This window comes from Kitasatospora sp. NPDC088160 (assembly GCF_044741445.1).
GTDB lineage: Bacteria > Actinomycetota > Actinomycetes > Streptomycetales > Streptomycetaceae > Kitasatospora.
Genome location: NZ_JBIUSS010000005.1, coordinates 15545 through 37480, shown reverse-complemented (window position 1 = coordinate 37480; position 21936 = coordinate 15545). Strand labels below are relative to the sequence as shown.

The 21936-nt window shown below is 74.8% G+C and carries 22 protein-coding genes, 1 tRNA gene and 1 riboswitch; of the genes, 7 read left to right on the top strand and 16 right to left on the bottom strand.

What is annotated here, in order from left to right; genetic code table 11:
• Window positions 1–133: 133 nt before the first annotated feature.
• Window positions 134–946: an NRDE family protein gene (locus ACIOGZ_RS08900; protein WP_400985418.1), complete on the bottom strand. Its 813-nt coding sequence runs from the start codon at window positions 944–946 to the stop codon at window positions 134–136.
• Between the two features lie 242 nt (window positions 947–1188).
• Between ACIOGZ_RS08900 and ACIOGZ_RS08895 the strand changes: the two genes are divergently transcribed.
• Together ACIOGZ_RS08895 and ACIOGZ_RS08890 are read left to right on the top strand one after the other, a co-directional pair.
• The gene (locus ACIOGZ_RS08895; protein WP_400985416.1) at window positions 1189–1674 is read left to right on the top strand and encodes a carboxymuconolactone decarboxylase family protein; all 486 of its coding nucleotides are present in this window, start codon (window positions 1189–1191) and stop codon (window positions 1672–1674) included.
• 20 nt (window positions 1675–1694) lie between these two features.
• Entirely contained in the window at window positions 1695–2519 is an 825-nt protein-coding gene (locus ACIOGZ_RS08890) for an isocitrate lyase/phosphoenolpyruvate mutase family protein (protein WP_400985414.1), read from the top strand.
• Window positions 2520–2673: 154 nt separating this feature from the next.
• Here ACIOGZ_RS08890 and ACIOGZ_RS08885 read toward each other — a convergent pair whose 3' ends face one another.
• The 11 genes from ACIOGZ_RS08885 to ACIOGZ_RS08835 all read right to left on the bottom strand — a co-directional run bounded on the left by ACIOGZ_RS08885 (window position 2674) and on the right by ACIOGZ_RS08835 (window position 13516).
• Entirely contained in the window at window positions 2674–2931 is a 258-nt protein-coding gene (locus tag ACIOGZ_RS08885) for a hypothetical protein (RefSeq protein ID WP_400804517.1), read from the bottom strand.
• A 43-nt stretch (window positions 2932–2974) separates the two neighbouring features.
• Window positions 2975–4081, bottom strand: a complete 1107-nt coding sequence (locus ACIOGZ_RS08880) for a cytochrome P450 (protein ID WP_363581355.1) — start codon at window positions 4079–4081, stop codon at window positions 2975–2977.
• Window positions 4045–5493: a cytochrome P450 gene (locus ACIOGZ_RS08875; protein WP_400985412.1), complete on the bottom strand. Its 1449-nt coding sequence runs from the start codon at window positions 5491–5493 to the stop codon at window positions 4045–4047. The genes ACIOGZ_RS08880 and ACIOGZ_RS08875 overlap by 37 nt, the downstream gene beginning before the upstream one ends.
• The gene (locus ACIOGZ_RS08870) at window positions 5490–6125 is read right to left on the bottom strand and encodes a GTP-binding protein (protein ID WP_400327462.1); all 636 of its coding nucleotides are present in this window, start codon (window positions 6123–6125) and stop codon (window positions 5490–5492) included. The genes ACIOGZ_RS08875 and ACIOGZ_RS08870 overlap by 4 nt, the downstream gene beginning before the upstream one ends.
• Window positions 6103–6450: a DUF742 domain-containing protein gene (locus ACIOGZ_RS08865; RefSeq protein ID WP_350880532.1), complete on the bottom strand. Its 348-nt coding sequence runs from the start codon at window positions 6448–6450 to the stop codon at window positions 6103–6105. Before ACIOGZ_RS08865 ends, ACIOGZ_RS08870 begins: the two co-directional genes overlap by 23 nt.
• Window positions 6447–6860: a roadblock/LC7 domain-containing protein gene (locus tag ACIOGZ_RS08860; RefSeq protein WP_063348307.1), complete on the bottom strand. Its 414-nt coding sequence runs from the start codon at window positions 6858–6860 to the stop codon at window positions 6447–6449. The genes ACIOGZ_RS08865 and ACIOGZ_RS08860 overlap by 4 nt, the downstream gene beginning before the upstream one ends.
• A complete protein-coding gene (locus ACIOGZ_RS08855; protein ID WP_400985572.1) occupies window positions 6844–8112 on the bottom strand; it encodes a sensor histidine kinase in 1269 nt (422 codons plus the stop codon). Before ACIOGZ_RS08855 ends, ACIOGZ_RS08860 begins: the two co-directional genes overlap by 17 nt.
• 233 nt (window positions 8113–8345) lie before the next feature.
• Complete coding sequence (locus ACIOGZ_RS08850) at window positions 8346–10619, bottom strand: SpoIIE family protein phosphatase (RefSeq protein WP_400985410.1); 2274 nt, start codon at window positions 10617–10619, stop codon at window positions 8346–8348.
• An 82-nt stretch (window positions 10620–10701) separates the two neighbouring features.
• Window positions 10702–11832 carry a PP2C family protein-serine/threonine phosphatase gene (locus ACIOGZ_RS08845; RefSeq protein WP_079135705.1) on the bottom strand — a complete coding sequence of 377 codons (1131 nt, stop codon included), beginning with the start codon at window positions 11830–11832 and terminating at the stop codon, window positions 10702–10704.
• Between the two features lie 221 nt (window positions 11833–12053).
• Entirely contained in the window at window positions 12054–12623 is a 570-nt protein-coding gene (locus ACIOGZ_RS08840; RefSeq protein WP_363581345.1) for a TetR-like C-terminal domain-containing protein, read from the bottom strand.
• Between the two features lie 65 nt (window positions 12624–12688).
• The gene (locus ACIOGZ_RS08835; RefSeq protein ID WP_400804529.1) at window positions 12689–13516 is read right to left on the bottom strand and encodes an alpha/beta fold hydrolase; all 828 of its coding nucleotides are present in this window, start codon (window positions 13514–13516) and stop codon (window positions 12689–12691) included.
• Window positions 13517–13861: 345 nt separating this feature from the next.
• Window positions 13862–14020: riboswitch (cyclic di-AMP (ydaO/yuaA leader) on the top strand.
• A 12-nt stretch (window positions 14021–14032) separates the two neighbouring features.
• Here ACIOGZ_RS08835 and ACIOGZ_RS08830 point away from each other — a divergent pair.
• Window positions 14033–14866: a M23 family metallopeptidase gene (locus tag ACIOGZ_RS08830; RefSeq protein WP_363581341.1), complete on the top strand. Its 834-nt coding sequence runs from the start codon at window positions 14033–14035 to the stop codon at window positions 14864–14866.
• A gap of 60 nt (window positions 14867–14926) precedes the next feature.
• Here the strand turns inward: ACIOGZ_RS08830 and ACIOGZ_RS08825 are convergent, their stop codons facing one another.
• Window positions 14927–15808, bottom strand: coding sequence for a hypothetical protein (locus ACIOGZ_RS08825; protein WP_400985407.1), 882 nt, complete (start codon window positions 15806–15808; stop codon window positions 14927–14929).
• Window positions 15809–15850: 42 nt separating this feature from the next.
• On the opposite strand from ACIOGZ_RS08825, the gene ACIOGZ_RS08820 reads away from it, so the two are divergent.
• From ACIOGZ_RS08820 to ACIOGZ_RS08805, 4 genes are all read left to right on the top strand, one after another.
• Window positions 15851–16423 carry a GNAT family N-acetyltransferase gene (locus ACIOGZ_RS08820; RefSeq protein WP_400985405.1) on the top strand — a complete coding sequence of 191 codons (573 nt, stop codon included), beginning with the start codon at window positions 15851–15853 and terminating at the stop codon, window positions 16421–16423.
• A 177-nt stretch (window positions 16424–16600) separates the two neighbouring features.
• Complete coding sequence (locus tag ACIOGZ_RS08815) at window positions 16601–17341, top strand: sensor domain-containing protein (protein ID WP_400985403.1); 741 nt, start codon at window positions 16601–16603, stop codon at window positions 17339–17341.
• A 99-nt stretch (window positions 17342–17440) separates the two neighbouring features.
• Window positions 17441–18193, top strand: coding sequence for a hypothetical protein (locus tag ACIOGZ_RS08810; protein WP_363628077.1), 753 nt, complete (start codon window positions 17441–17443; stop codon window positions 18191–18193).
• Window positions 18194–18229: 36 nt separating this feature from the next.
• Window positions 18230–18691: a GNAT family N-acetyltransferase gene (locus ACIOGZ_RS08805; RefSeq protein WP_400985401.1), complete on the top strand. Its 462-nt coding sequence runs from the start codon at window positions 18230–18232 to the stop codon at window positions 18689–18691.
• Here ACIOGZ_RS08805 and ACIOGZ_RS08800 read toward each other — a convergent pair.
• The 3 genes from ACIOGZ_RS08800 to ACIOGZ_RS08790 form a co-directional block, all read right to left on the bottom strand.
• Window positions 18688–19857: a hypothetical protein gene (locus ACIOGZ_RS08800; protein WP_400985400.1), complete on the bottom strand. Its 1170-nt coding sequence runs from the start codon at window positions 19855–19857 to the stop codon at window positions 18688–18690. The two genes, ACIOGZ_RS08805 and ACIOGZ_RS08800, sit on opposite strands and share 4 nt — an antisense overlap.
• Before the next feature lie 602 nt (window positions 19858–20459).
• Window positions 20460–20533: transfer RNA gene (locus ACIOGZ_RS08795), tRNA-Met, on the bottom strand.
• Window positions 20534–20583: 50 nt separating this feature from the next.
• Window positions 20584–21873: a PrsW family intramembrane metalloprotease gene (locus ACIOGZ_RS08790; RefSeq protein WP_363581327.1), complete on the bottom strand. Its 1290-nt coding sequence runs from the start codon at window positions 21871–21873 to the stop codon at window positions 20584–20586.
• Window positions 21874–21936: the final 63 nt, after the last annotated feature.

The window sequence follows — 21936 nt, the reverse complement described above, 5'->3', positions numbered from 1 at the left end:
CTCGGGGGTCTGGATCCGGGGGAGCCCCGCGAAGCTACTACGGGCATGTAGACGCCCGGCAGCCCCGCCGCCAGAAGTTCATCGAGCGGACGTCTGGGCGCCACCGCCGCCGGTCAGCCGCCGGTCACGCCGGTCAGTCGCCGGACCGCGCCGCCGACCCGCCTCCGCCGAGCGGCACCCGTCGCCACGCCCCGCCGCCGGCGGGCACCGGCGCGGGGGCGAAGTCGTAGCGCGGCCCGTCCGGCCCGAGCGCGAGCAGAGAGATCGAGGAGGACCCCCAGATCCGCCCGTCGCCGAAGTCCCGCCGCTGGATCAGCGCCGCGTCGTCGTCCAGCGGCAGGCCGTCGCCCGCGACGATCGGCAGCCAGTCGCCCCAGGCCCGTTCGGCGGACCCGTCGCCGGTCGGCTCCGGCCGGGGCGCGGCGGCGAGGCGGGCCCGGAAGCGGTCGGCGCGGGCGGCCATCAGCGCGCGGATCCGCTCGGAGGCGGTCCGGTTGGCGGCCGCGCCCTCCAGCCCGTCGTTGAGCACCACGCTGAGGCCGACCGGCAGTTCGCGCTCCTCCAGTCGGCCGCCGCCCCAGCTGGCGACCCGGGCGCCGTCGGGCCGGACCAGGACGAGGTGGAACGGGTCGTACGGGGTGAGGTCGAGGTGGCCGATCCCGCCGTCCCGGACGGCGGTGAGCGGCAGTTCGCCACGGGAGAGCCGGGTGTCGGCGGGGGCGAGCGGCCCGAAGCCGTTCAGTAGGCAGGCGGCGGTCCGCCGCCCGGGGTCGACGGCCAGCCAGGTGCCGCCGGCGGCGAGGTCGAGTCCGCCGACCAGGGCCGGCCGGTCCGGCCAGTGGTGGTCCGGCGGCAGCCAGTCGCGCCCGAGGTACTCGTCCCGGACGGAGAGGAGCAGCACCGGCACAGCCGCCCCCGGTTCGATGCTGACGAACGCCGTACACACGATCGCGGCCCCCTGACCTCGCCCGGCGGGGGCACGCGTGGTGGCGCCCCCGCGGTCGATCCTCGCACTCCCGTTCGCGCGCCGGGAGTGCGCGTCCGCGCCCGGAGGTTCCCCCGGGCCCTCCCCTTTCGGCCGCCGCCGTGCCACACTCGCCCCACGGCCGGGCGCACGCGAAGTGGCCCAGGATTCTGTGGTTCGAATGCACCAGGAAACGGGTCCACCAGGTCCCTAGGCTGGCGGTCATGACGACGAACGAGCACCAGCCGACCGAAGCGCCCGTCCCGGCCCCCGCCCAGCGCCTCGCGCTGCACAGCCTGGCCCCCGACTTCTACCAGGCCATGATCGCGGTGGACCGCGCTGCCCGGAAGGGCATCGACCACACGCTCGCCGAGCTGGTCAAGGTGCACGCCTCGATGATCAACGGCTGCGCCTTCTGCATCGACATGCACAGCACCGACGCCCTGAAGGGCGGCGAGCAGGACCACCGGCTGCTCTCCCTCCCGGCCTGGCGCGAGACCCCCTGGTTCACCGCCCGGGAGCGGGCCGCGCTGGCCCTCACCGAGTCGATCACCCTGCTGACCCAGGGACACGTCCCGGACGCGGTCTACGCCGAGGCCGCCGCCCAGTTCGACGAGACCGAGCTGGCCCAGTTGATCGCGCTGATCGTCACCATCAACGCCTGGAACCGGATCGGGGTGGCCTCCCGGCTCAGCCCGGCCGCCAAGTGAGGCCCGGGAACATGGCGGACATGACGGATATGGCGGACATGGTGGACGTCCAGCAGGAGAAGGCCCGGCTGCTCCGGGAGCTGCACCGGCCGGGCGAGCCGCTGGTGCTCGCCAACGTGTGGGACGCGGCGAGCGCCCGTCTGGTCGCCGCCGCCGGAGCGCGGGCGGTGGCGACGGCCAGTGCGAGCGTCTCCTGGTCGCTCGGCAGCCGGGACGGCGGCGGCGCCGACCTCGAACAGGTCCTTGTACGGACGGCGCAGGTGGTCCGCGCGGTGGACCTGCCGGTCACCGCCGACCTGGAGAGCGGCTTCGCGCGGACCGCCGCCGGCGTCGGCGAGTCCGTCGCCGCGCTGCTGGCCACCGGCGCGGTCGGCGTCAACCTGGAGGACGAGGGCCGGCCGGCGGCCGAGGCCGCCGAGCGGATCGCGGCGGCCCGGGCGGCGGCGGACGCGGCGGGCGTGCCCGCCTTCGTCAACGCGCGCACCGACGTGTTCCTGCACGGGATCGGCGCGCCGGAGGGCCGGCTGGACGACGCGGTGCGCCGGCTGCGGGCCTACGTCGAGGCGGGCGCGGACGGCGTGTTCGTGCCCGGTGTCGCGGACCGGGAGACGATCGCCGCGCTGGCCGCGGCCGTCCCGGTGCCGCTGAACGTGCTGGCGGGGCCGGGCGCGCCGTCCGTCCCGGCGCTGGCGAAGCTGGGCGTGGCCCGGGTGAGCCTCGGCCCCGGGCTGGCCGAGGTGGCGTACGCGGCGGTGCGCCGGGCCGCCGCGGAGGTGTACGCGAGCGGCACCTACACCGCGCTGGAGGGCGGACTGACCTACCAGGAGCTGAACGGCCTCTTCTGAGCGGGCTTCTCGCGGTCCGTCCAGCGCTGAGCGGGCCCGGCGGCGCGGGCTGGACGGCGCCGGGCGGGCCCGGGTACGGCGAAGCCCCGGCTGCCGTCGACGGGGGTGGCGGCAACCGGGGCGGTGCCCGGTGGGCGTGGTCGGCCGATCCGGGTCAGCCGATCTGACCGCTGAGCCCCGGGTGGGTCATCTGGTTGGTGCCGACGGCCTCCACCTCCTGGGCGGCGTGGCCGACCACCGGCAGCCGGCCGGCGGCGTGGATGGCGAGGTCGGCCGGGGAGAGGTTGAGACCGTCGGTGAGGCCCCCGGTGGCGTCCGGGGAGCTCGCGGTCTGGGTGGTGGCGGACGCCGCCGGGGCGGCGAGCGCGAGGCCCGCCATGGTGAGGGCGGCCAGGGTGGCGAGTTTCTTCATGCACTGCCGAACGACCCGGGCCGCCTTCAGGTAACCGGACGGCTCAGACCGTCACCCGCAGGGTTCGCACGCTGTTGCTGATGAAGGAGCCGATCGGCTCCGGCGCGTCGCCCTCGGCGAGGGCCAGCCCGGGGAACCGCTCGAACAGGTGCCGCAGCGCGGTCTCGGCCTCCAGCCGGGCCAGCCCGGAACCGAGGCAGAAGTGCGGGCCGTGACCGAGCGACAGGTGCCGGTTGGGCCGGCGGGTGACGTCGAAGCGGTCGGCGTCCGGGTGGTGCCCGGCGTCGCGGCCGGCCGCCGCGTAGGAGGCGAGCAGCGCCTCGCCGCGCCGGATCACCACGTCACCGACCTCGATGTCCTCGGTCGCGTAGCGCAGCGGGAACTGGCCGACCGGCGAGTCGTAGCGCAGCGTCTCCTCGATGACCGCCGACCACGGCTGCTCGCCGGAGAGCACCAGCCGCAGCTGGTCGGGGTGGGCGAGCAGGGCCCGGACGGCGTTGGTGATCAGGTTGAGCGTGGTCTCGTGCCCGGCGACCAGCATCAGCAGCAGGGTGCCGACCAGCTCGGCTTCGCTGAGCCGGTCCCCGGCCTCGCGGGCGGCGATCAGGTCGGTGGTGAGGTCGTCGCCGGGCGCGGCCCGCTTGGCCGCCACCACGGAGCCCAGCAGCGCGTACAGGGCCTGCTGCGCGGCGGCGGCCGCCGCCGGGGTGGCCGAGCTGGAGACCAGGGTGTCGGAGAGCTCGTGCAGCCTGTCCTGCTCGTCCAGCGCCAGTCCGAGCAGTTCGCCGATCACCTGCATCGGCAGCGGGTAGGCGAAGTGCTCGCGCAGGTCGAACGCGCCGTCCAGCTCGGCGACCCGGTCGAGCAGCGAGACGGTGCGGGCCTCGATCGCGGGCGCCAGGTCGGCTATTCGGCGCGGGGTGAAGGCCTGGCTGACCAGGCCGCGCAGCCGTCGGTGGTCGTCGCCGTCGGCGGTGACCATGCCGGGCACGGTGACGAAGTTGAGCAGCGGCCAGCCCTGGGGCAGCCGGCCCTCCCGGAAGGTCGTCCACAGCTGGGCGTTCTTGCCCACCCGGTGGTCGGCGAGCAGCGCCTGGAGGGTGTCGTGGTGGGTTATCGCCCAGACCACCACCCCGCCAGGGAGCTCCACCAGGACCGCGGGGCCGGCCGCCCGGAGGCGGGCGTTCTCCTGGTGCTGGTCGCGTCCGAAGGGGTCGAGTCTGACGGGCTCGGGTCGGGGGTCGACGGCGGTGTCCATGCGGGCCTCTCGGGGGCTGGCGGGCGGGGCGGGGTGAAGGCGCTGTACAGCACCGGCAGGCCGAGCAGGGCCCGTGACCACGGGGACGGGCGCCATCCCAGGTCGCCGGACGGCACGGCGAGTTGGAGATCGGGCAGGCGGTGCAGCAGGGTCTCGACGGCGGTCTCGACGATGATCCGGGCCGGGTGCTGGGCCGGGCAGACGTGCCGTCCGGCGCCCCAGGCGAGGTGGGCCCGGTTGCCGCCGAGCGAGCCCTGGGCGGCGGAGGCGACGCCCTGGGCGGCCGGGTCGGCGTTGGCCGCGGCCAGGCCGAGGACGAGCATGTCGCCGGCGCTGATGTACTGGCCGCCGAGGACGGTGTCGCCGGTGGCCCAGCGGCCGGGGAAGTTCTGCGTCGGCGGGTCGCGCCAGAGCACCTCCTCCAGCGCGTCGGAGACGGTGAGCCGCCCGCCGGTGAGGGTGGCCCGGAACCGGCGGTCGGTGAGCAGCAGCCGCAGCGTGTTGCCGGTCCAGTTGATGCTGGTCTCGTTGCCCGCGACCAGCATCACCACCAGGTGGTGCACGGCCTCCTCGTCGGTGAGCGCGGCCGGGTGGGCGAGCAGCCAGGAGGTGAGGTCGGCGCTGGGGGCGGTGCGGCGCCGCCGGACCAGGTCGACCAGGATCGCCTGGAACTCGGCGTTGGCGCGCACCGACTTGGGGCCGCTGTCCACGAAGTGGCTGATCAGCTCGACCAGGTGGGGCCCGGCCTCGCGGGGCAGGCCGACCAGCTGGGTGAAGACCAGCAGCGGCAGCGGGCGGGCGTACTGGGCGATCAGGTCGGCGGTGCCGTCCGGGCCCCAGCTGTCGATGAGGTCGTTGGCGCAGGCCTCGGTGGTCTCGCGCAGCTGGCGGTGGTCGATCTGGGAGAGGGTGTCCGAGACGGCGGAGCGCAGCCGCTGGTGCTCGGCGCCGTCCAGGTTGAGCAGGGTGGGCCGCCAGGAGGTCATCGGCAGCAGCCGGGAGTCGGGGGGCAGCCGGCCCTCGGCGGGCACCCGCCAGCGGCGCGAGTCCTTGGAGAACAGCGCCTCGTTGCGGGTGAGTTCGAGCAGTTCGGCGTAGCCGAGGACGAGCCAGGCCTCGACCCCGGGCTCCAGCTCGATCGGCGCGACCGGGCCGTAGCGCTGGCGCAGCCGGGCGTACAGGCCGTGCGGGTCCTCGGCGACGGCGTGGCCGTACAGCGGGGTCAGCGGGATGCCGGTGGGCATGCTGCCGCCGTGCGGGACCGGGCAGCCGGGGGAGGCGGTGCCGGGTTCGGGCGCGGTCATCCCTGGAGCTCCAGGATCGAGCTGCGGTGCAGGTGGTCGACGAAGTCGATCAGCAGGTCGTAGGACTGCCGCCGGTCGCGGGCGTCGCAGTGCAGGATCGGTACCTCCGGCAGCAGGTCGAGGGCGGAGCGCAGCTCCTCCTCGGGGTAACTCGGCGTGTCCGAGAAGGTGTTGACCGCCACGGCGAACGGGATGCGCTGCTCCTCCAGGCGGCCGAGCACGTCGAAGCTCTCGTCCGGGCGGCGCAGGTCGACCATGGCGATGGCGCCGAGCGCGCCGCGCGACAGGTCGTCCCAGAGCGGCCAGAACCGCCGCTGCCCGGGCGTGCCGAACAGGTACAGCGCGAGCCGCGGGTTGAGCGTGATCCGGCCGAAGTCGAGCGCGACCGTGGTGGTGGTCTTGTCGCCGCGCCCGGTGAGGTCGTCGATACCGCTGCTGGCGGCGGTCATCGTCTCCTCGGTGCGCAGCGGAGTGATCTCGCTGAGCGAGCCGACCAGCGTGGTCTTGCCGACCCCGAACGGGCCGGTGACCAGGATCTTCACCGCGCCCTGGACCGAGGACGGCAGGTACCGCGGCTCGGCGGGCAGGTCGGCGGTGGCCCCGGGGGCTTCAGCGGAGTTGGCGGAGGCCAACGAGCACCTCTTCCAGAAGGGTTGCGGGCAGGCGTTCGGCCTGCGGGACGGGCGGGAGGACCTGGACGGCGCCGAGGTCCCAGAGGTCGCCGACCAGCACCTTGACGACGCCGAGCGGCAGCCCCAGGTGGGCCGCCACCTCGGCGATCGACAGCAGGCTGTGGCAGAGCGCGAGGATGCGCCGGTGCTCGCGGTTGAGCAGGGCGTGGTCGGGGAGCTCCGGCGGCTCGGGTAACGCGCTGACCAGGCTCTCGATGGCCAGCTCGGCCCGGGTGGACCGGCTGCGGCCACCGGTGATGACGTAGGGCCGGACCGGCCCGCTCACCGGTGTCCCCCCGCCGCGTGGTCGACCCGCGGCGGGCTGGTGAGGTGGCTGCCGATCCGTTCGACCAGGACCTGCATCTGGTAGGCGACCAGGCCGGCGTCCACGGCGTCGCTGGTCACCACGGCCAGGTGCGCGCCGGCCCCGGCGGCGACGATGAACAGGTAGCCGCCGCCGTACTCGATGATGATCTGGCGGGTGGCGCTGCCCGGTCCGCCGAACCCGGTCGCGACGCCGCGGGCCAGCGACTGGAGTCCGGAGCAGGCGGCGGCGAGCCGTTCGGCGTCCTCGCGCGCGATGTTCGCGCTGCGGCCGATCTCCAGGCCGTCGTTGGAGACGACGACGGCGTGCTGGACCTGCGGGACGTTGACGATGTCGGCGAGCATCCAGCCGAGATCAGGGGTGGTGGTCATGGAACTCTCCGGAGCGCTGGGGAAGTCGGGGGGAAGCGGGCAGGGAAGGGTCGGGCTGGGCCTGGGCCCGGGCGGCCGATCGGCCGCTGGCGGTGCCGGCCTGGAACATCGCCATGAACGCCTGCGCGTCCCGGGCCGAGCGGTACGGCGGGGCGGGCGGCGGCGCGGGAGAGGCGTGCTGGGCGGGGCGGGCGGCGCGGTCGCGTCGGTGGCTCCGGCGGGGCAGCGGCGGCGGGGTGTCGGCGGCCGCGGGGGGTCGGCCGGCCGGCGGGATCTCCACCAGGGGGTGTCCGGCGGGGTGTCCGGTCGGCCGGAGGTCGGTGCTGAACGCCAGGTCGTCCGGTCCGAGGCCGGGGACGGTGGGCGGCAGCGGTTCGGTGAGCAGGGCGTTCGGCAGCATCACGACGACGCGGACGCCGCCGTACGGCGAGGGCGCCGAGCTGAGGGTGACCCGGAAGCCGTACTGCTCGGCCAGCCGGCCGACCGCGGCGAGGCCCAGTTGCGGCACCTCGCCGAGCCGGGAGACCTCCAGGCTGGTGCCGCCGGCGAGGGCGGCGGCGGCCTTGGCGACGGCCTGTTCCGGCATGCCGACGCCACCGTCGTCGATCTCGATGACGGCTCCGTTGTGCACCGGCATCAGGGTGACGAACACCTGGGTGCTGGGCGGGGAGTAGCGGGTGGCGTTGTCCAGCAGCTCGGCGACGGCGTGGATCAGCGCCTCGGCGGCGGCGCCGACCACCGCGGTCTCGATCCGGCTGCGGACCACCACCCGCTGGAACGGCAGGATGCGGGACTGGGCGCCGCGCACGACGTCCTCCAGCGAGACCGGCTCGGGCCAGTGGCGGCCGGCCCGCGCGCCGCACAGCACGGCCAGGGTCTGGGCCAGCCTGGCCTGTTGGGCGGCGGCGTGGTCGGCCTTGAGCAGGCCCTCCAGCAGCGCCGGGTCGTCGTGGGTGCGTTCCATCTCGTCGAGCAGGGCCTGCTGGTCGTGGGCCATGACGAGGATGCGGCGGGCGACGCTGAGGAAGGCCCGCTGGGTGGAGGCGGTGAGTTCCTGCTCCTGCTGGACGGCGGCCAGGTCGGCGCCGCGGCGGGAGAGTTCGGCGCCGAGCTGCTCCTGGAGCCGGGCGAGGTCGCGCCGCAGCCGGTCGGCGCGGCGGCGCTGGGTGACGGACACGACGCGGTACCGGGCGGTGGCCACGAGGGCGAGGGCGGCGAGTACGCCGGTTGCCGTTGCGCACCACTGAGTCATCGTCACGCCGCGAATTCTAGGGTGATGATCCTACGAAGGTGTGAACGGATCTCGCCAAGTGACCGGATCTCGTCAATATCCAGTCAATACGGCGTCAAACCGGCGCCGTTCGACCGCGATCCGGGCGGCCCGAGGACGTTCGTCCCCGGTGGGGCGCCTGCGGCGCGTCGGCCGGGCCGGGCGGGAGATGGCCGAGTCACGTCCTGGGATGTGTGGGGAACGTGTGCACGGTGTTACGGAAGGGGCGACGTCCGGTGCAGGAGCAACAGCGCCACGTCGTCCGGCCGGGACCGCCGCTCGGTCACGTTCAGCGTGAGCAGGTCGGCCAGCCGCTCCAGCGCGGGCGCCGCGCCGGCCCGGGCCGGGCCGGTCTGCCGGGCCCACAGCTCCAGCCCGCCGAGCATCCGCTGCACCGACTCGTCGTAGTCCTCCTCGCGGTCCTCGACCAGCCCGTCGGTGTACACCAGCAGCGTCTCGCCGACCGCCAGCCGACCAGCCGTCAGCGGGTACGGCTGCCCCGGGTCCACGCCCAGCGGCGGCCCGCCCGGCAGGTCGAGCTCGACGGCCCCGGCGTCCGCGATCCGCACCGGCGCGGGATGCCCGGCCCGGGCCGCGGTCAGCGCGCCGTCGGTCGGGTCCAGGGCCAGGAAGAGGCAGGTCGCGAACAGGTCGGTGTCCAGCTCGGTCAGCAGCCGGCTGGTCCGGGCCAGCGTGGCGGCCGGATCGTGCCCGTCCGTCGCGTACGCCCGCAGGCCGCTGCGCAGCTGGCCCATCACCGCCGTCGCCTCCGCGTTGTGGCCCTGGACGTCGCCGATCACCAGCCCGATCCGGCCGTCCGGCAGCCTCAGCAGGTCGTACCAGTCGCCGCCGATCTGCATGCCCTCGGTGCTCGGCAGGTAGCGGGCGGCGCTGGCGATCCCGGGCAGCCGGGGCAGGGTGCGCGGCAGCATCGCGCGCTGCAGCTCGGTGGCGCGGTGGTGGTGGGTGTCGTACAGCCGGGCCCGCTCCAGGGACTGCGCCAGGATCCCGGCGAAGGCCGAGTACAGGGTGCGGTCCTCCCGGCCGAACGCCCGCTCGGCGGAGAAGGTGATCAGGCAGGAGCCCACCTGCCGCCCGGAGGCGACCAGCGGCAGCACCGCCCAGGAGGCCGGGGTGAGCGGGCCGTGCCGGCCCCGGCCCGCGTCGGGCTCGCTGAACAGCGGGGCCGAGCGGGTCAGCGCGTGCTGCATCACGTTCTCGGAGAGGTCCGCCAGCCGGGTCAGCTCGGTGCGCCTCGGCCCGCCGTACACGGTGTGCGAGACGGGCAGCAGCCGACCCTCGTCCACCAGGTCCAGGACGATGCTGGCGGCGCCGAACGCCGGGCGGGCGACGTCGGTGACGGCGGTGGTGACGTCCCGGACGGTCACCGCCCGCGACAGCGACCGGGTGAGCGCGAGCAGCAGTGCCGTCCGGGCCCCGCCTGGGGTGGCCTGCTCCTCGGCCTGCTCCCGGGGGTGTTCCCGGCGCTGGTCCCGATCCTGGCCCTGGGCCCGGCCCTGGTCCCGGTCGGAGAGCAGCCCGGCGACCCGGACCGGCCGGCCGTGGACGTCCAGCATCACCTCGCCGGTCTCCTCGATCCGCGCCACCTTGCCGCCCCCGCGCAGCACCCGGTACCCGATCCGGTACCACCCGCCGGTGGTCAGCGACTCGGCGAGCGCGGCCTGCACGTCCGGCAGGTCCTCCGGGTGGACGATCCGGTCCAGCTCCGGAGCGGAGCCGTCGGCGGTGGCGGGCTGGCCGGTGACCCGGAACGCCGCGGCGTCCCAGTAGCTCTCGCCGGTGACCAGATCGCGCTCGAAGGCACCGTGCCCGGCCGCCCGGACGGCGAGCGACAGCATCGGGTGGGCCAGCCCGGCGGGGAGGCTCCCGGCCCCGTCCGGCGGTGCCCCGGCCGGATCCTGGGGTATCCGGGCGTCCGCGTGGTCGAGCAGGTGGGACAGCCGGTGGGCGCAGGCCTCGCCGATGGTCTCCAGGACGTCCAGGTCGCGGCGGGGGACGGTGCCCCGGTGGGCCAGCGCGAGGGCGAGGACGCCGACCGGCCGCTCGTCGACGACCATCGGCAGGGCGATCACGGCGACCATGCCGGTGCCCATGCCGACGTTTTTGTTCGGGTAGTCGACGCTGGTGTGCTCGGGACTGAGCAGGTAGGGGCGGCGTAACCGCAGGGCCATCGCGGCGGGGAGGTCACTGGCCGGATCGACGGTGCTGTAGCGCTCGTGGGCCCAGTCCGGCAGCCCGTGCGAGGCGGTCAGTCGGAGCATCCCGGCGGAATCCAGCAGGTAGAGCGCGGAACCCTCGCCGGTGATCCACCCCGGCCCCTCGGCGAGGACGGTGCCGAGCAGTTCGGTGGCGCTGGTGCAGCCGAGCAATAAGCGCACGCAGCGCATGGGGCTGCGGGCGGTGGGACTGCTGCGCGGCGTCCGGCTCTCGTCCTCGGAGGGGGGAACCCACGGAGAGCTCAGGTCCATCGGATACCCGGCCTTTCCGCTCTCGGGGGGTGGGTGCCCTCTGGGTGCCCGAACGGGCACTTAATTCTTAATACCTTATTTCTCAAGCGGGTGCTGAAGCGGGTGAATGGTGACCCAGACGGCGCACCAGCACCAGCGTCCGGTCGTCCGCCGCGTCCCGCGCCACCGTCCGGACCAGCCGCTCCGCCGCACCCCGGGTGAGCTGCTGCTGCGTCCGCCACGGCCGCACCACGGGCTCGGCCGCCGCCAGCAGCCGACCCACCCCCTCGTCCAGATCCCGACCCGGCACCTCCACCAGGCCGTCACTGAACAGCAGCAGCGAATCGCCCCGCCGCAGCCGCCCCGACACCGCCGGATACAGCGCGCCCGACACCAGCCCCAGCGCCGGGCCGCCGTGCCCCGACCGCGCCCAGCCGCCGCCGTCCGCCCGGCGGAACTGCGCGGGCGCCGGATGGCCTGCGTTGAACAGCAGGTAGTCGCCCGTCGCCGGGCGCAGCGCGAGGTGCACCGCCGTCGCGAAGTCGTCCTCCCAGCCCATCCGCACCAGGTGGTCGTTGGCCGCCGGCAGGAACGCCTCCGGCGGCACCCGCCCCAGCAGCATCGCGAACGCGCCCGACAGGTGCGTCGAGCGGGCCGCTGCCCGGCTGCCCTTGCCCGACACGTCCACCAGCAGCAGCTCCAGCAGATCCTCCTCGGGGCGGTGCGCGCACAGCAGGAAGTCACCCGAGAACGAGGTGTCGCCGGCCGGCGCCAGCGCACTGTCGAAGTGCCAGTCGAGCAGCCGCTCCGGAAGCCGGGCCAGCGTCCGGGTGTGCTCGGCCAGCTCCAGCAGCATCGAATCGCCCTGGGTCCCGCGCAGACCCAGCCGGTGCCGGAACCGGTTCGCGGCCAGCACCGTCACCGCGGTCGCGGCCAGTACCAGCGTCACCCCGATCCGCACCCCGAGCGGATCCCGCACCACCGCCCCCAGCACCCCGCCGGCCAGCGCCGCGCACACCAGCACCAGCAGCTGCCCGCGCCGCAACAGCAGCCCGCCGACCACCAGCGGCAGCACCAGCGCCGACGGCGGCCAGCTGTACGGCAGCACGATCGGCAGCACGCTCAGCACCGCGGTCACCCCGAGCAGCACCCCCAGCGCGTACCGCGCGGCCCGGGCGTTCCCGTCCAGCAGCCGCAGGTACCACCGCCGCGCCCTCGCTATCGGTGCGGGCACGTGGACCTCCGCCAAGGGGTCGGCGGTCCCCTGTCATGACCACCAGTCAGCCCGGCCACACTAACCCGTCCGGCCCCACCACCCCCAGGCCCGCTGCCTGCCCGCCGCACGGGAAGTCGGCGGGTCCGACTTCTCGCGCACGCCTCACCCGGTGCGCCGGCCGTTCCGTCGTCGTGGGAGACCGGGTGGGTCGTGCCGCGGCCGGTGCGGTGGCCGGCGTCTCAGGGGGTGGGCCAGGTGCGGAGCCCGGTGGTGAGGAGGGTGATGAGGCGGCTCTGGGTGGTGGCCAGGTCTTCGGCGAGCTGGAAGCCGCCGCCGATGGAGAGGGAGGCGAAGCCGTGGGCGACGGAGCGGACGGTGCGGGCGGCGTGGATCGCCTCCGCGCCGTCGAGGCCGTACTCCCGCAGGACGGCGATGATCACCCCGACGAGCCGTCCGGCCGCGCGGGTGAGGTCGTCGTCCGGCTGCGGGGCCTGCGGGAGGGCGTTGTAGCGGTGCGGGTACTCGGTGGCGTACGCGTGGTAGGCGCGCAGGACGGTGTCGACGGCGTCGTCGCCGCTGCGGCCGACGGCGGCCTCGGCGAGCCGGTCGGCGAGTTCCTCGGTGACCCGGACGGCGATGAGCCGCCGCAGTTCGGCGAGGCCGCCGCTGACGTGCTTGTACAGCGACGGGGTGGCGACCCCGGCCCGGGCGGCGACGGCGGCCAGGGTGAGGGCGTCGGCGCCCTGCTCGTCGATGAGGGCGATGGCGTGGTCGACGACCTGCTCGGGGGTGAGTCCTACTCGGGGCATGGTGTGGGCTCTCCGTCGGTGGAAGGCGTACGTGGCGTGGCGGGGCTGACGTGGGCGGGCGGGGCTCAGGCGAGTTCGGCGAGGAAGGGCAGCAGGGCGTCGGCGGTGGCCTGCGGGTTGTCGGCCATCGGGTAGTGCCCGGATCCGTCGATCATGACCTTCCGCGCGTTGAGCGCGATGGCCTGCCGGTCGGCGACGGCTTCCGGCTCGGGGAAGTCGGGGTCCTTGCTGCCCATGATGACGAGCGAGGGGCAGCGCACGGCCGCGGTCCAGCCGACGGGCGCGGAGTCCCCGCTGACGTGTCCGCGGGTGGCGGTCTTGCGGCCGGGGGTGCGCATGGCGGCGACGAGTCCGGCCACGTACGGGTCGAAGTCGGCGGGCTTGGCGCCCGGGTAGGCCAGCTTGCGGTGGTAGAGGCCCCAGAAGGCGGGCGAGTGGACGGTCAGGAAGCCCATGACGCGGAGGGCGCCGCGCATGAGGGCGCCGGGCGGGGGGTTCTCGATGAAGGCGTCGATCAGGGCGATGCCGGCGACCCGCTCGGGGGCGTCGCCGGCGGCCTTGACGACCGTCGCGCCGGTGTAGGAGTTGCCGACCAGGACGGCGCGGTCGATGCCGAGGTGGTCGAGCAGGGCGAGGACGTCGGTGGCGATGGCGGCGGGGGAGTAGTCGTCCCAGATGATCGAGGATTCCCCGAAGCCGCGCAGGTCCATGGTGATGACCCGGCGGCCGGCGGCGGCCAGCAGCGGGCGGAGGTGCCGGTAGGCGGCGCGGGTGTCGAGCATTCCGGGGAGCAGCACGACGGGGGCGCCGTCGCCCTGTCGGGTGTCGTCGTAGGCGAGGCGGCCGCCGGTGACGTCGAGGTACTGGGTGGTGGGGGCGCTGGTGGCGTTCATGGTGGGCCTCCGGAGGGTTGCCGGTGCGGGGCTTCGGCGCTGCCGCCGATAGCCATAAAGCTAAGGCTAATAGCCTTAGCCGTCAAGCCCTCGCGCCCTGCGGAGCGGGGGAGGCTGGCGGGGGGTGCGCGGATGAAGGGCCGTTCGTTGACGTCCGATCACGTGAGGTGGCGTCAACGGTGCTCAAGGGGGTGCAGGGGCGTCCAAGGGGAACAAAACGCCCGTCGTGCCCCGGAGTGCCCCGCCCGTCTCCGGTCGTCCCGGGCGAACGGCTTGGAATCAGGGCCTCCTAGGATTAACGTTTGATAACGCAGCGCGGTCGTCAACGCCGTACCCAGACGGCACCGTGCGCCGTCGCCTAATCCCGCCGACCGGCCTCCGGGCAGGTCAGGGAGCCGGGGAACCACGTTCCTTGGGGTGAATCGGCGGGGCTCCGGCCCGGCCGTAGGAGACCTTCCTGCTCCGAACCCGTCAGCTAACCCGGTAGGCGCGAAGGAAGGAAAGGAGCGCGCCTCCGTGGCGTCGACGCACACTCCGGCACACCCGGCCGGCCTCGCAGCAGGTACCCGGCTCCTCGACCACCCCGGCCCGGACGGCCCCGAGTACGCGGGCCCGGAGGCCGAGACCAACCGGCACCGGATGCCGCGTCAGGTCCGTGGGGCCTCCCCGCTGCTCGGCGTCACCGCCGTCGCCGCCACCCTGGGCGCCACCGGCTTCGCCTCCGCCACCCCGGCCGCCGCCCCCGCCATCGAGACCCCGGACGAGACCCCGGTCGCCCTCTCCGCCGACCCCGGCCTCGCGCTCGCCGCCCGCATCCAGCTGCAGGCCGACAGCCAGCGCACCGCCGCCGAGGAGGACGCCCGCGTCCAGGCCGCGAAGGAGGCGGAGGCCAAGGCCGCCGCGAAGGAGGCCGAGGCCAAGCGGGCCGCCGAGGAGGCCGAGCGGGCCAAGGCCGCCGCCCTCACCCTGCCGGTGCGCGACTACCACCTCACCGCCCACTACGGCCAGAGCGCCCGCTACTGGGCCCACCTGCACACCGGCCTGGACTTCGCCGCGGACACCGGGACCCCCGTCTACGCGGTCGGCCAGGGCACCATCACCTCGGCCGGCTGGTCCGGCTCGTACGGCTACCGGATCGTCGAGACCCTGCCCGACGGCACCGAGATCTGGTACTGCCACCTCTCCTCGATCATCAAGGGCTCCGGCAAGGTCGGCTCCGGCCAGCAGATCGGCAAGGTCGGCGCCACCGGCAACGTCACCGGCGCGCACCTGCACGTGGAGGTCCGCCCCGGTGGCGGCGCCCCCGTCGACCCGGAGACCTGGTTCCAGCAGCGCGGCGTCAACCCCTGACGCACCCGCGAAGCCCCGGCCGCCGGAACCAGAAGGCACCGCGGCCGGGGCTTCGCCGCGTCACTCCTGCGCCGGGTCTGCCAGCCCGGCCAGGTACGCGTCGATCTCCTCCTGCCCCGGCTCCGGCGCGAGGTCCGGGAACTCCTCCACCAGCAGTCGCGGCAGCCCGGGCACCGTCCACTCCCCGTACAGGTCGAGCGCGGCCTCCACCGCCGCCTCCTCGAACGCCCCGAAGTCCCCGGCCAGTTCGTCCGGCATCGGCCGGCCCAGCGCGGTCAGCTCGGCCAGGTTGCGGTAGCTGCGCCGCATCAGGCCCTGCTCCAGCAGCCGGCGCGCGCCGTCGGTGGCCATGCCGACCGAGATCACCCGGGTCGGGCTCCAGCCCTGCTCGTCCACCTCGTCCAGCCAGCCGGTCTGCGCCAGTGCGGCGAACACGGCCAGCCGCTCCTCCTGCGCCAGCTCCCGGAAGCCGGTCAGCCACTCCCGCACCGCCTCCGGATCCGCGACGTCCGCCCCGTACGCGTGCAGCAGCAGCGCGTACAGCCGGGGCCAGGTCACCAGGTCGGCGCGGCGCAGCAGCCCGGCCGCGACCTCGCCCTGCCACTCGGCCTCGGCGTGCAGCCGCTCCTGGCGCTTGGCGTTGAGCCGCTTGGCGGCCCGCTGGTGGTCGGTCAGCAGCCGGACGGCGGCGCCGTACGCCAGCGGGTCCGCCTCCGGTTCGGGTTGGACGTACAGGTAGAGCCGCTCGTACAGCAGGTGCTCCACCGCGTTCGAGGTCAGTTCGGGCCAGCCGTCGTGCATCCTGCCCTCGCCCAGCTCCAGCAGGGCCAGCACCGCGCGCAGCGGCGCTTCGGCCACCGGGGCGCGGTCCTCTTCCGCCGCCCAGGCGAGCAGGTCGGAGGCCCTGGTGCGCGGGGCGAGCCGCAGGTCTTCGTCGTTCATAGCTCGAACGGTAACCGCTGGCCGGGGGTAGGGTCGGCTGCCATGGTCCCCGTACGACTCACCGGCCCCCGGCTGGCCATCCGCGAGTATCACCACACCGCCGGCGACGTGGACGCGCTGTACGGGCTGTTCAGCGACCCGGAGGTCACCCGCTACCTCCCCTTCGAGCCGCGCGACCGTGAAACCTGCGCCGACCAGATCGAGCTCTACCTGGAGGAGGCGATGGCGCCGGAACGGGACACCTACCGGCTGGCCGTCACCCGGCGCGACGACGCCGAGGACCCGGTGGACGCCGTGCCGATCGCCCACGCCTCCCTCACCCTCGGCAAGCACCGCTCCGCCCACCTCGGCTACGTGCTGGGCCGCGACGTCTGGGGCCGCGGCTACGCGGGCGAGATCGCCGGCCTGCTCTGCGAGCTCTCCTTCGAGGCCCTCGGCGTGCACCGGCTGGCGGCCCGGGTCGACGTGGACAACGCCGCCTCGGCCAAGGTGCTCCTCCGGCTCGGGTTCCAGTTGGAGGGGCGGGTCCGGCACGACCTCTACAAGGGTGGCGCCTGGTCCGACTCGTACCTGTACTCGCTGCTCGCCGACGAGTGGAGCGGCGCGACCGGCTGACGGCCCGGCGTGGACGTCCGACGCGGACGTCCACGCGGACCTGGGGGCAGGCCTGCCGGGTCAGGCCCGGGGGGTTAACCCCACCCCCGATCCGCCAGGCCTCCGGATCCTCCCCGGCCCGCCGTTCGACCAGACTGATGCCATCAGCAGTCGAGAACGAGGGACCGGGGCCGGGACATGAGCATCAGCCGAAGCACGCAGGACCGCGAGTGGGACGTCCTCGGTGGTTACGGCGACGACCCGCGTCCCGCTCGGGCCCACCGGACCGAGGAGCCGCCGGCCGTCTGGCGGGCGCCGTTCTCCGGGCACTACTACCGCGAGATCGGCTACACGCTCACCGGCCTGCCGCTGTCGGTCATCGGCTTCTCCGTCTCGATCGTGCTGTTCTGCATGGGGATCGGCACCTTCGTCACCGTCCTCGGCCTGCCCGTCCTCGCCCTCCTGACCACCGTCGCCCGCGGCATGGGCCGGATGGAGCGGGCCCGGGTGCGCGGCATGCTGGCCCTGGACGTGCCCGCCCCGGCGCCGGTGCGCCAGACCCGCCCGGGCACCTGGGGGGCGATCACCGCGCGGCTGGCGGACCCGGCCGGGTGGAAGGCCGCGTTCTACCAGGTGGTGATGTTCCCGTGGGCGGTCCTCAGCTTCGTCCTGTCGCTGGTGTTCCTGCTGCTCGGCTGGGCGATGGCGCTGTACCCGCTCTACCACTGGGTCTTTCCGGCCTTCACCTCCTGGCGCGGGTACCGGGTCTTCGACTTCTACGACAGCGACAACGTCCAGCACGTCTACTACATCGAGGGGGCCTGGCAGATCGCCGGCCTCTCGCTGGTCGGGGTGCTGCTCATCATCCTCACCGCCCAGCTGGTCCGCGGCCTGACCAACGTGAACCGGGCCGCCGCCCAGGGCCTGCTCGGCCGCTGAACCCCACGGCCCTCCCCGGCCCCGCCCGCCTCCCCGGCCCCGCCCACACCCGGACGTGCTCCGGATGCGGGTGGGGCCGGCCCGTGTTGGGATGGCCGGGTGGCCGCCGCACACACCCCCGCCGACCCGGGCGCCCTGGGCCGGGACATCCTGGTCACCTCCCGCCCGCTGGACGAGTACTGCGACCTGTTCGACCTCACCCGGGCCCAGCTCGCCGCGCTGCCGGGCCCGGTGCTGGACTGTCCGGGCGGTGCGGCCGGCCTGGCCGCCGAGGCGCGTCGGCTCGGCTGCCGGGTGATCGCCGCCGACCCGGCGTACGCGCTCCCCGCACCCGAGGTCGCGGCCCACGCGCTGGCGGCCCGGGCGTCGATGGCCACCGCGATGGCCGCCCGTCCGCACCTGTACCCGTCACCGCGCTCCTGCCGGCCGGACCGCTACCTGCGCAGCTGGGACCGCGCCCGCCGCCTGTTCGCCGCCGACTCGGCCGCGCACCCGCAGCAGTACGTGGCCGCCGCGCTGCCCCGACTGCCGTTCGCGGACGGCGCCTTCGCGCTCACCCTGAGCGGCTACCTGCTCTTCGCCTACCCCGAACTATTCGGCCTCGAAAGGCAGTTGGACGCCCTGGTGGAACTCGTCCGGGTGACCTCCCCGGACGGCGAGGTCCGCGTCCAGCCGCTGCACGACGGCCACGGCCTCCGCTGCGCCCACCTCGACCCGCTGCGGTACGCGCTCGGCGAGCGCCGCGTCGCCAGCGAGATCCGCCGCTTCCCCCGCGCCGCGGACGGCCGCACCCGCCGGGTCCTGGTCCTGCGGGCCGCCGACCGCCGCCGCCGGTCTGCTGCCGAAAAGTAATGGTCTCTCCTGGTCAGCGCCCCTATACTCGCCCGCATGAACGAGACGACCGTCAGGCGTGCCAGGGCGGCCGACGCCGACCGGCTCACCGAGCTGATACAGGCCTCCACCGCCTACCGCGGCCACTACTCGGCGATGATCGACGGCTACCGGGTCACCCCCGAGTACATCGCCCGGCACGAGGTGTTCCTGGCCTCGGACCCGACCACCGACCGGCTGCTCGGCTTCTACGGCCTGATCCGCGAACCGGCCGAACTGGACCTCATGTTCGTCGCCGACGAGGCCCAGGGGCTCGGCATCGGGCGGAAGCTGATCGCGGACATGCTGGAGCGCGCCCGGGCCGCCGGGATCGCCTCGGTCAAGGTGGTGTCCCACCCGCCCGCCGAGGGCTTCTACCTCCAGGTGGGCGCCGAGCGCACGGGCACCCGCCCGCCGCAGGTCAAGACGCCCTGGGAGCAGCCCGAACTGCGCTTCACCGTCAAGGAGTTCGGCAGCTAGCTGGGGTCGCCCGCCGACGGAGCCGACTGGACGGGCTGAGCGGGCTGAGCGGGTGGGACCGGCTGTCCCGGCTGTCCCGGGTGGTCAGGCTCGGCGGGTCGGGCCGGCTGCGTCGGGACGAAGGCCGTCGCCTCCAGCCGGGACAGTATCTTCTCCGCCAGCCAGCTGCGGTCCGACCCGTACGGGATCCCCTCCGGCAGCACCAACTGCCCGGCCACCGCGTCCCGCAGCCGCTGCGCCTCGGCGCCGGGCAGCCGGGAGAGCAGGCCCCGGGCGGCCAGCAGCGCGTGGTACTGCTCGAAGCCGGAGCGTGGACGCTCGATCGCGTCCAGCAGGCTCGGCAGGTCGGCCAGCGACGGGTCGCCCTGCATCAGCGCGAGCGCCTGGATCCGGCGGCCCTCGGAGCCGTCCGCGTACAGGGCCCGCACCTGGTCGGCGGTCAGCGCCGAGCGCCGCGCCGTCGAGCGGACCTCGGCCACCACGCCCTCCGGCCCGGACGAGGGTGAGGAGGCGGGCGGCAGCTGCGCGGCGAGCGCGGCCGACTGCTCCGCGCTGCCCCCCAGCAGCCCGAGCTGCTGCATCGCCCGGACCCGCAGGTCGTCGGCACCCACCTTGTCGCCCCGCCGGTCGCGGTCCTGCCCGGCGAGGAAGAGGTCCAGGGCCTGGTCGGCGTCGGTCAGCACCTGCGGCAGTGCGAGCCTGGTCACCAGCCAGCCGGCCAGGAAGCCGAAGACCACGAAGTACAGCACCAGTGCCGCCGCGAACGGCACCGCGGCGTCCTCCCCGCCCAGTGCGGGGGCCAGCGCGGTGCCGAGCTGGTGCAGCCGCTCGCCGAGCGAGCCGAGCTGGGTCAGCCCGACGCCCAGCAGCACCTTGGTCAGCCAGTCGGACACCTGCTCCAGGTTGGTGTTCGGGGCGTACGAGCCCTGCGGCTCGCCGCTGCCGCTGCGTACCCGGGGCACCCCGAACAGGAAGCCGAGCGCGCCGCCGAGCACCGTCGAGGCCCCGGCCACCACCAGCCCGCCGCCGAACGCCTGCCAGGCCTGCTCCCGGCCGAGCGAGAAGAGCAGCAGCCCGAGCAGGCCCGTCCCGGCCAGCACCCCGGTCGCGGCCCACCGGGCCGTCCGCAGGGTCGTCGTGCCGCTCCGCCGCCGGGCCTTCGCCATCGCCTACCCCCTGTGCCTGCGCCGCTCCGCTCCGGAACCCGCGCCGACTCTAGCGCCGCGGCCCCACCCCGGGAACGACCCGGGGGCGCCCCGGGTACGACGCGGGGGCGCCCCGGGTACGACGCGGGGGCGCCCCGGACGGGGCGCGGGTGACGGCGAAGAGCGGCGGAAGACACCGGAGAGCGGTGGAGAACGCAGACAGCCCGCAGGCTGCTCCTCCGCGCCGGCCCGTGCACTGGCCTGGCGCCGAGGCACCGGGGATGTACCGGTGGGCCTGCGGGCCGGGTGACTGCTATGGATTTCGCCTGCCGGAGGCCTCAGGCCTCACCCCGCGCAGGCAGGGGCGGCTCTAGCGAGCAGCCACCTCACGCATCCTGATGGAACTCAATTCAGGATCACCTCCCTTCAGTGTGCCGCCACGATAGGCAGCCCACCGGCCGGAGGGCAACGGATTTATCGGCGGCCCGGCGGCGTCGTTCGGGCGGTCTCCGCTGACGGGGGCCCAGGTCCGTTGCGGCTTCGCGGCAGAACGTTCCTTCGCCGTGCCGGGGAACGCGAAGGGCCCGGAGGACGAATCCTCCGGGCCCTTCGTTGCTACTGAGTAGCGGGGACAGGATTTGAACCTGCGACCTCTGGGTTATGAGCCCAGCGAGCTACCGAGCTGCTCCACCCCGCGTCGGTGAACACAACAATACGGGGAAGTCGCCGAGATGGGAAATCGGTTCTTCAGACCACCCCGGCAGAGCGCCTGCCGCGCCGGGCGGCGTGCCGGGACGCCCGGGACCTGGCCCAGGCCGCGAAGCAGACCAACGCGGCGAAGCAGGGCACCATCAGTGCCCCGTACACCGCCAGGAAGCCGTCCGTGCCGAGGTCGGCGGCGGCGTTCCAGGTGCCGTGCAGCGCCATCGCCAGCAGCAGCCCGGTCGGCGCGGCCAGCCGGGCCAGCCAGCGCCGCCCGGTGGTCAGGGCGACGGCCAGGCCGATCCCGGTGAGCGCGGTGAACAGCGGGTGCGCGAAGGGGGAGAGCAGGGCGCGCAGCACGAAGGTCTGCACGGTGCCGTCGAAGTCGCGCAGGCTGGGCGGATCGCCGAGGCCGATGCTGTCCAGCCGCTGCCGCTGGTCGGTGGTGAACGCCCGGCCCAGGTAGAGGGCGTTCTCGGTGAAGGCGAAGCCGCAGGCGGTCATCCCGCCGAGCACCACCCCGGCCGCCAGGGTGCGGGGCCGGGAGCGGCGGTGCGGGCCGCCGCCGGAGGGCGGGGCCGGGCGCAGGTACGGCAGCGGGCGCAGGTACGGGCGCAGCCGCAGCCGGCCCCGGGCGTGCGGACCGGCCGGGCGGCGGGCGTACGTCCGGGGGAGCCGGGGGGCCGGCAGCCGGTGCAGCAGCGGCGCGCAGGGGCGGCCGGTGCGGCGGCCGTGGCAGCGCAGCCGCTGGCCGAGCGGCAGCAGCAGCACCAGCAGGGCGGTGGCCTTGGCGGTCTCCTCGATCAGCGGGGTGGCGATGCCGGCGCCCAGCAGTTCGCCGAGCGGGCCCTGGTGCGAGGTCAGGTAGCTGGCGGTCCAGTTGTTGGCCACGATGGCGACGGTGGTGGCCGCGCAGGCGCCCCAGGCGAGGCAGAACACGGTGTGCCGCAGCGGTACCCGGGCGGTCAGGTTGAGCCAGGCCAGGGCGCCGAGCACGAACGGCAGCGGCACCATCGCCAGGCCGACGCCGACCAGCAGCCCGACGGTGCCGGTCTGCCGCTGGACCAGGTGCAGGATCAGCACCCCGCAGCCGGCCAGGGTCAGTACGGCGGTGGCGGTGACGGAGGAGATTGCCACCGAGCGGCCGCGCCGGGGCGGTGCGACGGCTCCGGCCGGCGGCGGTGACGCGGCGCCGGCCCAGGGCGCGAGGCGGTGGGCCCGGCGCCTCCGGGGCCCCGGGATGGTCCGGGTGTCGCCGGTGCGCGGGACCGTCTCCGGTGCGTCAGCGGCGGCCTGGACGGTGGCCCGGGACCCGCCGCCGGCCGGGCTGCCCATGCGGCACAGGGTAGGCCACCGCACCCGCCCGTCGGGAGGACTCGGGACGAACCGTCCGTCCGG

What these genes read in the sequence shown, in the direction of transcription:
- ACIOGZ_RS08820 (WP_400985405.1), top strand. Translation starts at nt 15,851, where the DNA reads ATGGTCCCCGTACGACTCACCGGCCCCCGGCTGGCCATCCGCGAGTAT.
- ACIOGZ_RS08860 (WP_063348307.1), bottom strand. Translation starts at nt 6,860, where the DNA reads ATGACCACCACCCCTGATCTCGGCTGGATGCTCGCCGACATCGTCAAC.
- ACIOGZ_RS08895 (WP_400985416.1), top strand. Translation starts at nt 1,189, where the DNA reads ATGACGACGAACGAGCACCAGCCGACCGAAGCGCCCGTCCCGGCCCCC.
- ACIOGZ_RS08885 (WP_400804517.1), bottom strand. Translation starts at nt 2,931, where the DNA reads ATGAAGAAACTCGCCACCCTGGCCGCCCTCACCATGGCGGGCCTCGCG.
- ACIOGZ_RS08790 (WP_363581327.1), bottom strand. Translation starts at nt 21,873, where the DNA reads ATGGGCAGCCCGGCCGGCGGCGGGTCCCGGGCCACCGTCCAGGCCGCC.
- ACIOGZ_RS08850 (WP_400985410.1), bottom strand. Translation starts at nt 10,619, where the DNA reads ATGGACCTGAGCTCTCCGTGGGTTCCCCCCTCCGAGGACGAGAGCCGG.
- ACIOGZ_RS08855 (WP_400985572.1), bottom strand. Translation starts at nt 8,112, where the DNA reads ATGACTCAGTGGTGCGCAACGGCAACCGGCGTACTCGCCGCCCTCGCC.
- ACIOGZ_RS08805 (WP_400985401.1), top strand. Translation starts at nt 18,230, where the DNA reads ATGAACGAGACGACCGTCAGGCGTGCCAGGGCGGCCGACGCCGACCGG.
- ACIOGZ_RS08890 (WP_400985414.1), top strand. Translation starts at nt 1,695, where the DNA reads ATGACGGATATGGCGGACATGGTGGACGTCCAGCAGGAGAAGGCCCGG.
- ACIOGZ_RS08875 (WP_400985412.1), bottom strand. Translation starts at nt 5,493, where the DNA reads ATGACCGCGCCCGAACCCGGCACCGCCTCCCCCGGCTGCCCGGTCCCG.
- ACIOGZ_RS08815 (WP_400985403.1), top strand. Translation starts at nt 16,601, where the DNA reads ATGAGCATCAGCCGAAGCACGCAGGACCGCGAGTGGGACGTCCTCGGT.
- ACIOGZ_RS08800 (WP_400985400.1), bottom strand. Translation starts at nt 19,857, where the DNA reads ATGGCGAAGGCCCGGCGGCGGAGCGGCACGACGACCCTGCGGACGGCC.
- ACIOGZ_RS08835 (WP_400804529.1), bottom strand. Translation starts at nt 13,516, where the DNA reads ATGAACGCCACCAGCGCCCCCACCACCCAGTACCTCGACGTCACCGGC.
- ACIOGZ_RS08840 (WP_363581345.1), bottom strand. Translation starts at nt 12,623, where the DNA reads ATGCCCCGAGTAGGACTCACCCCCGAGCAGGTCGTCGACCACGCCATC.
- ACIOGZ_RS08825 (WP_400985407.1), bottom strand. Translation starts at nt 15,808, where the DNA reads ATGAACGACGAAGACCTGCGGCTCGCCCCGCGCACCAGGGCCTCCGAC.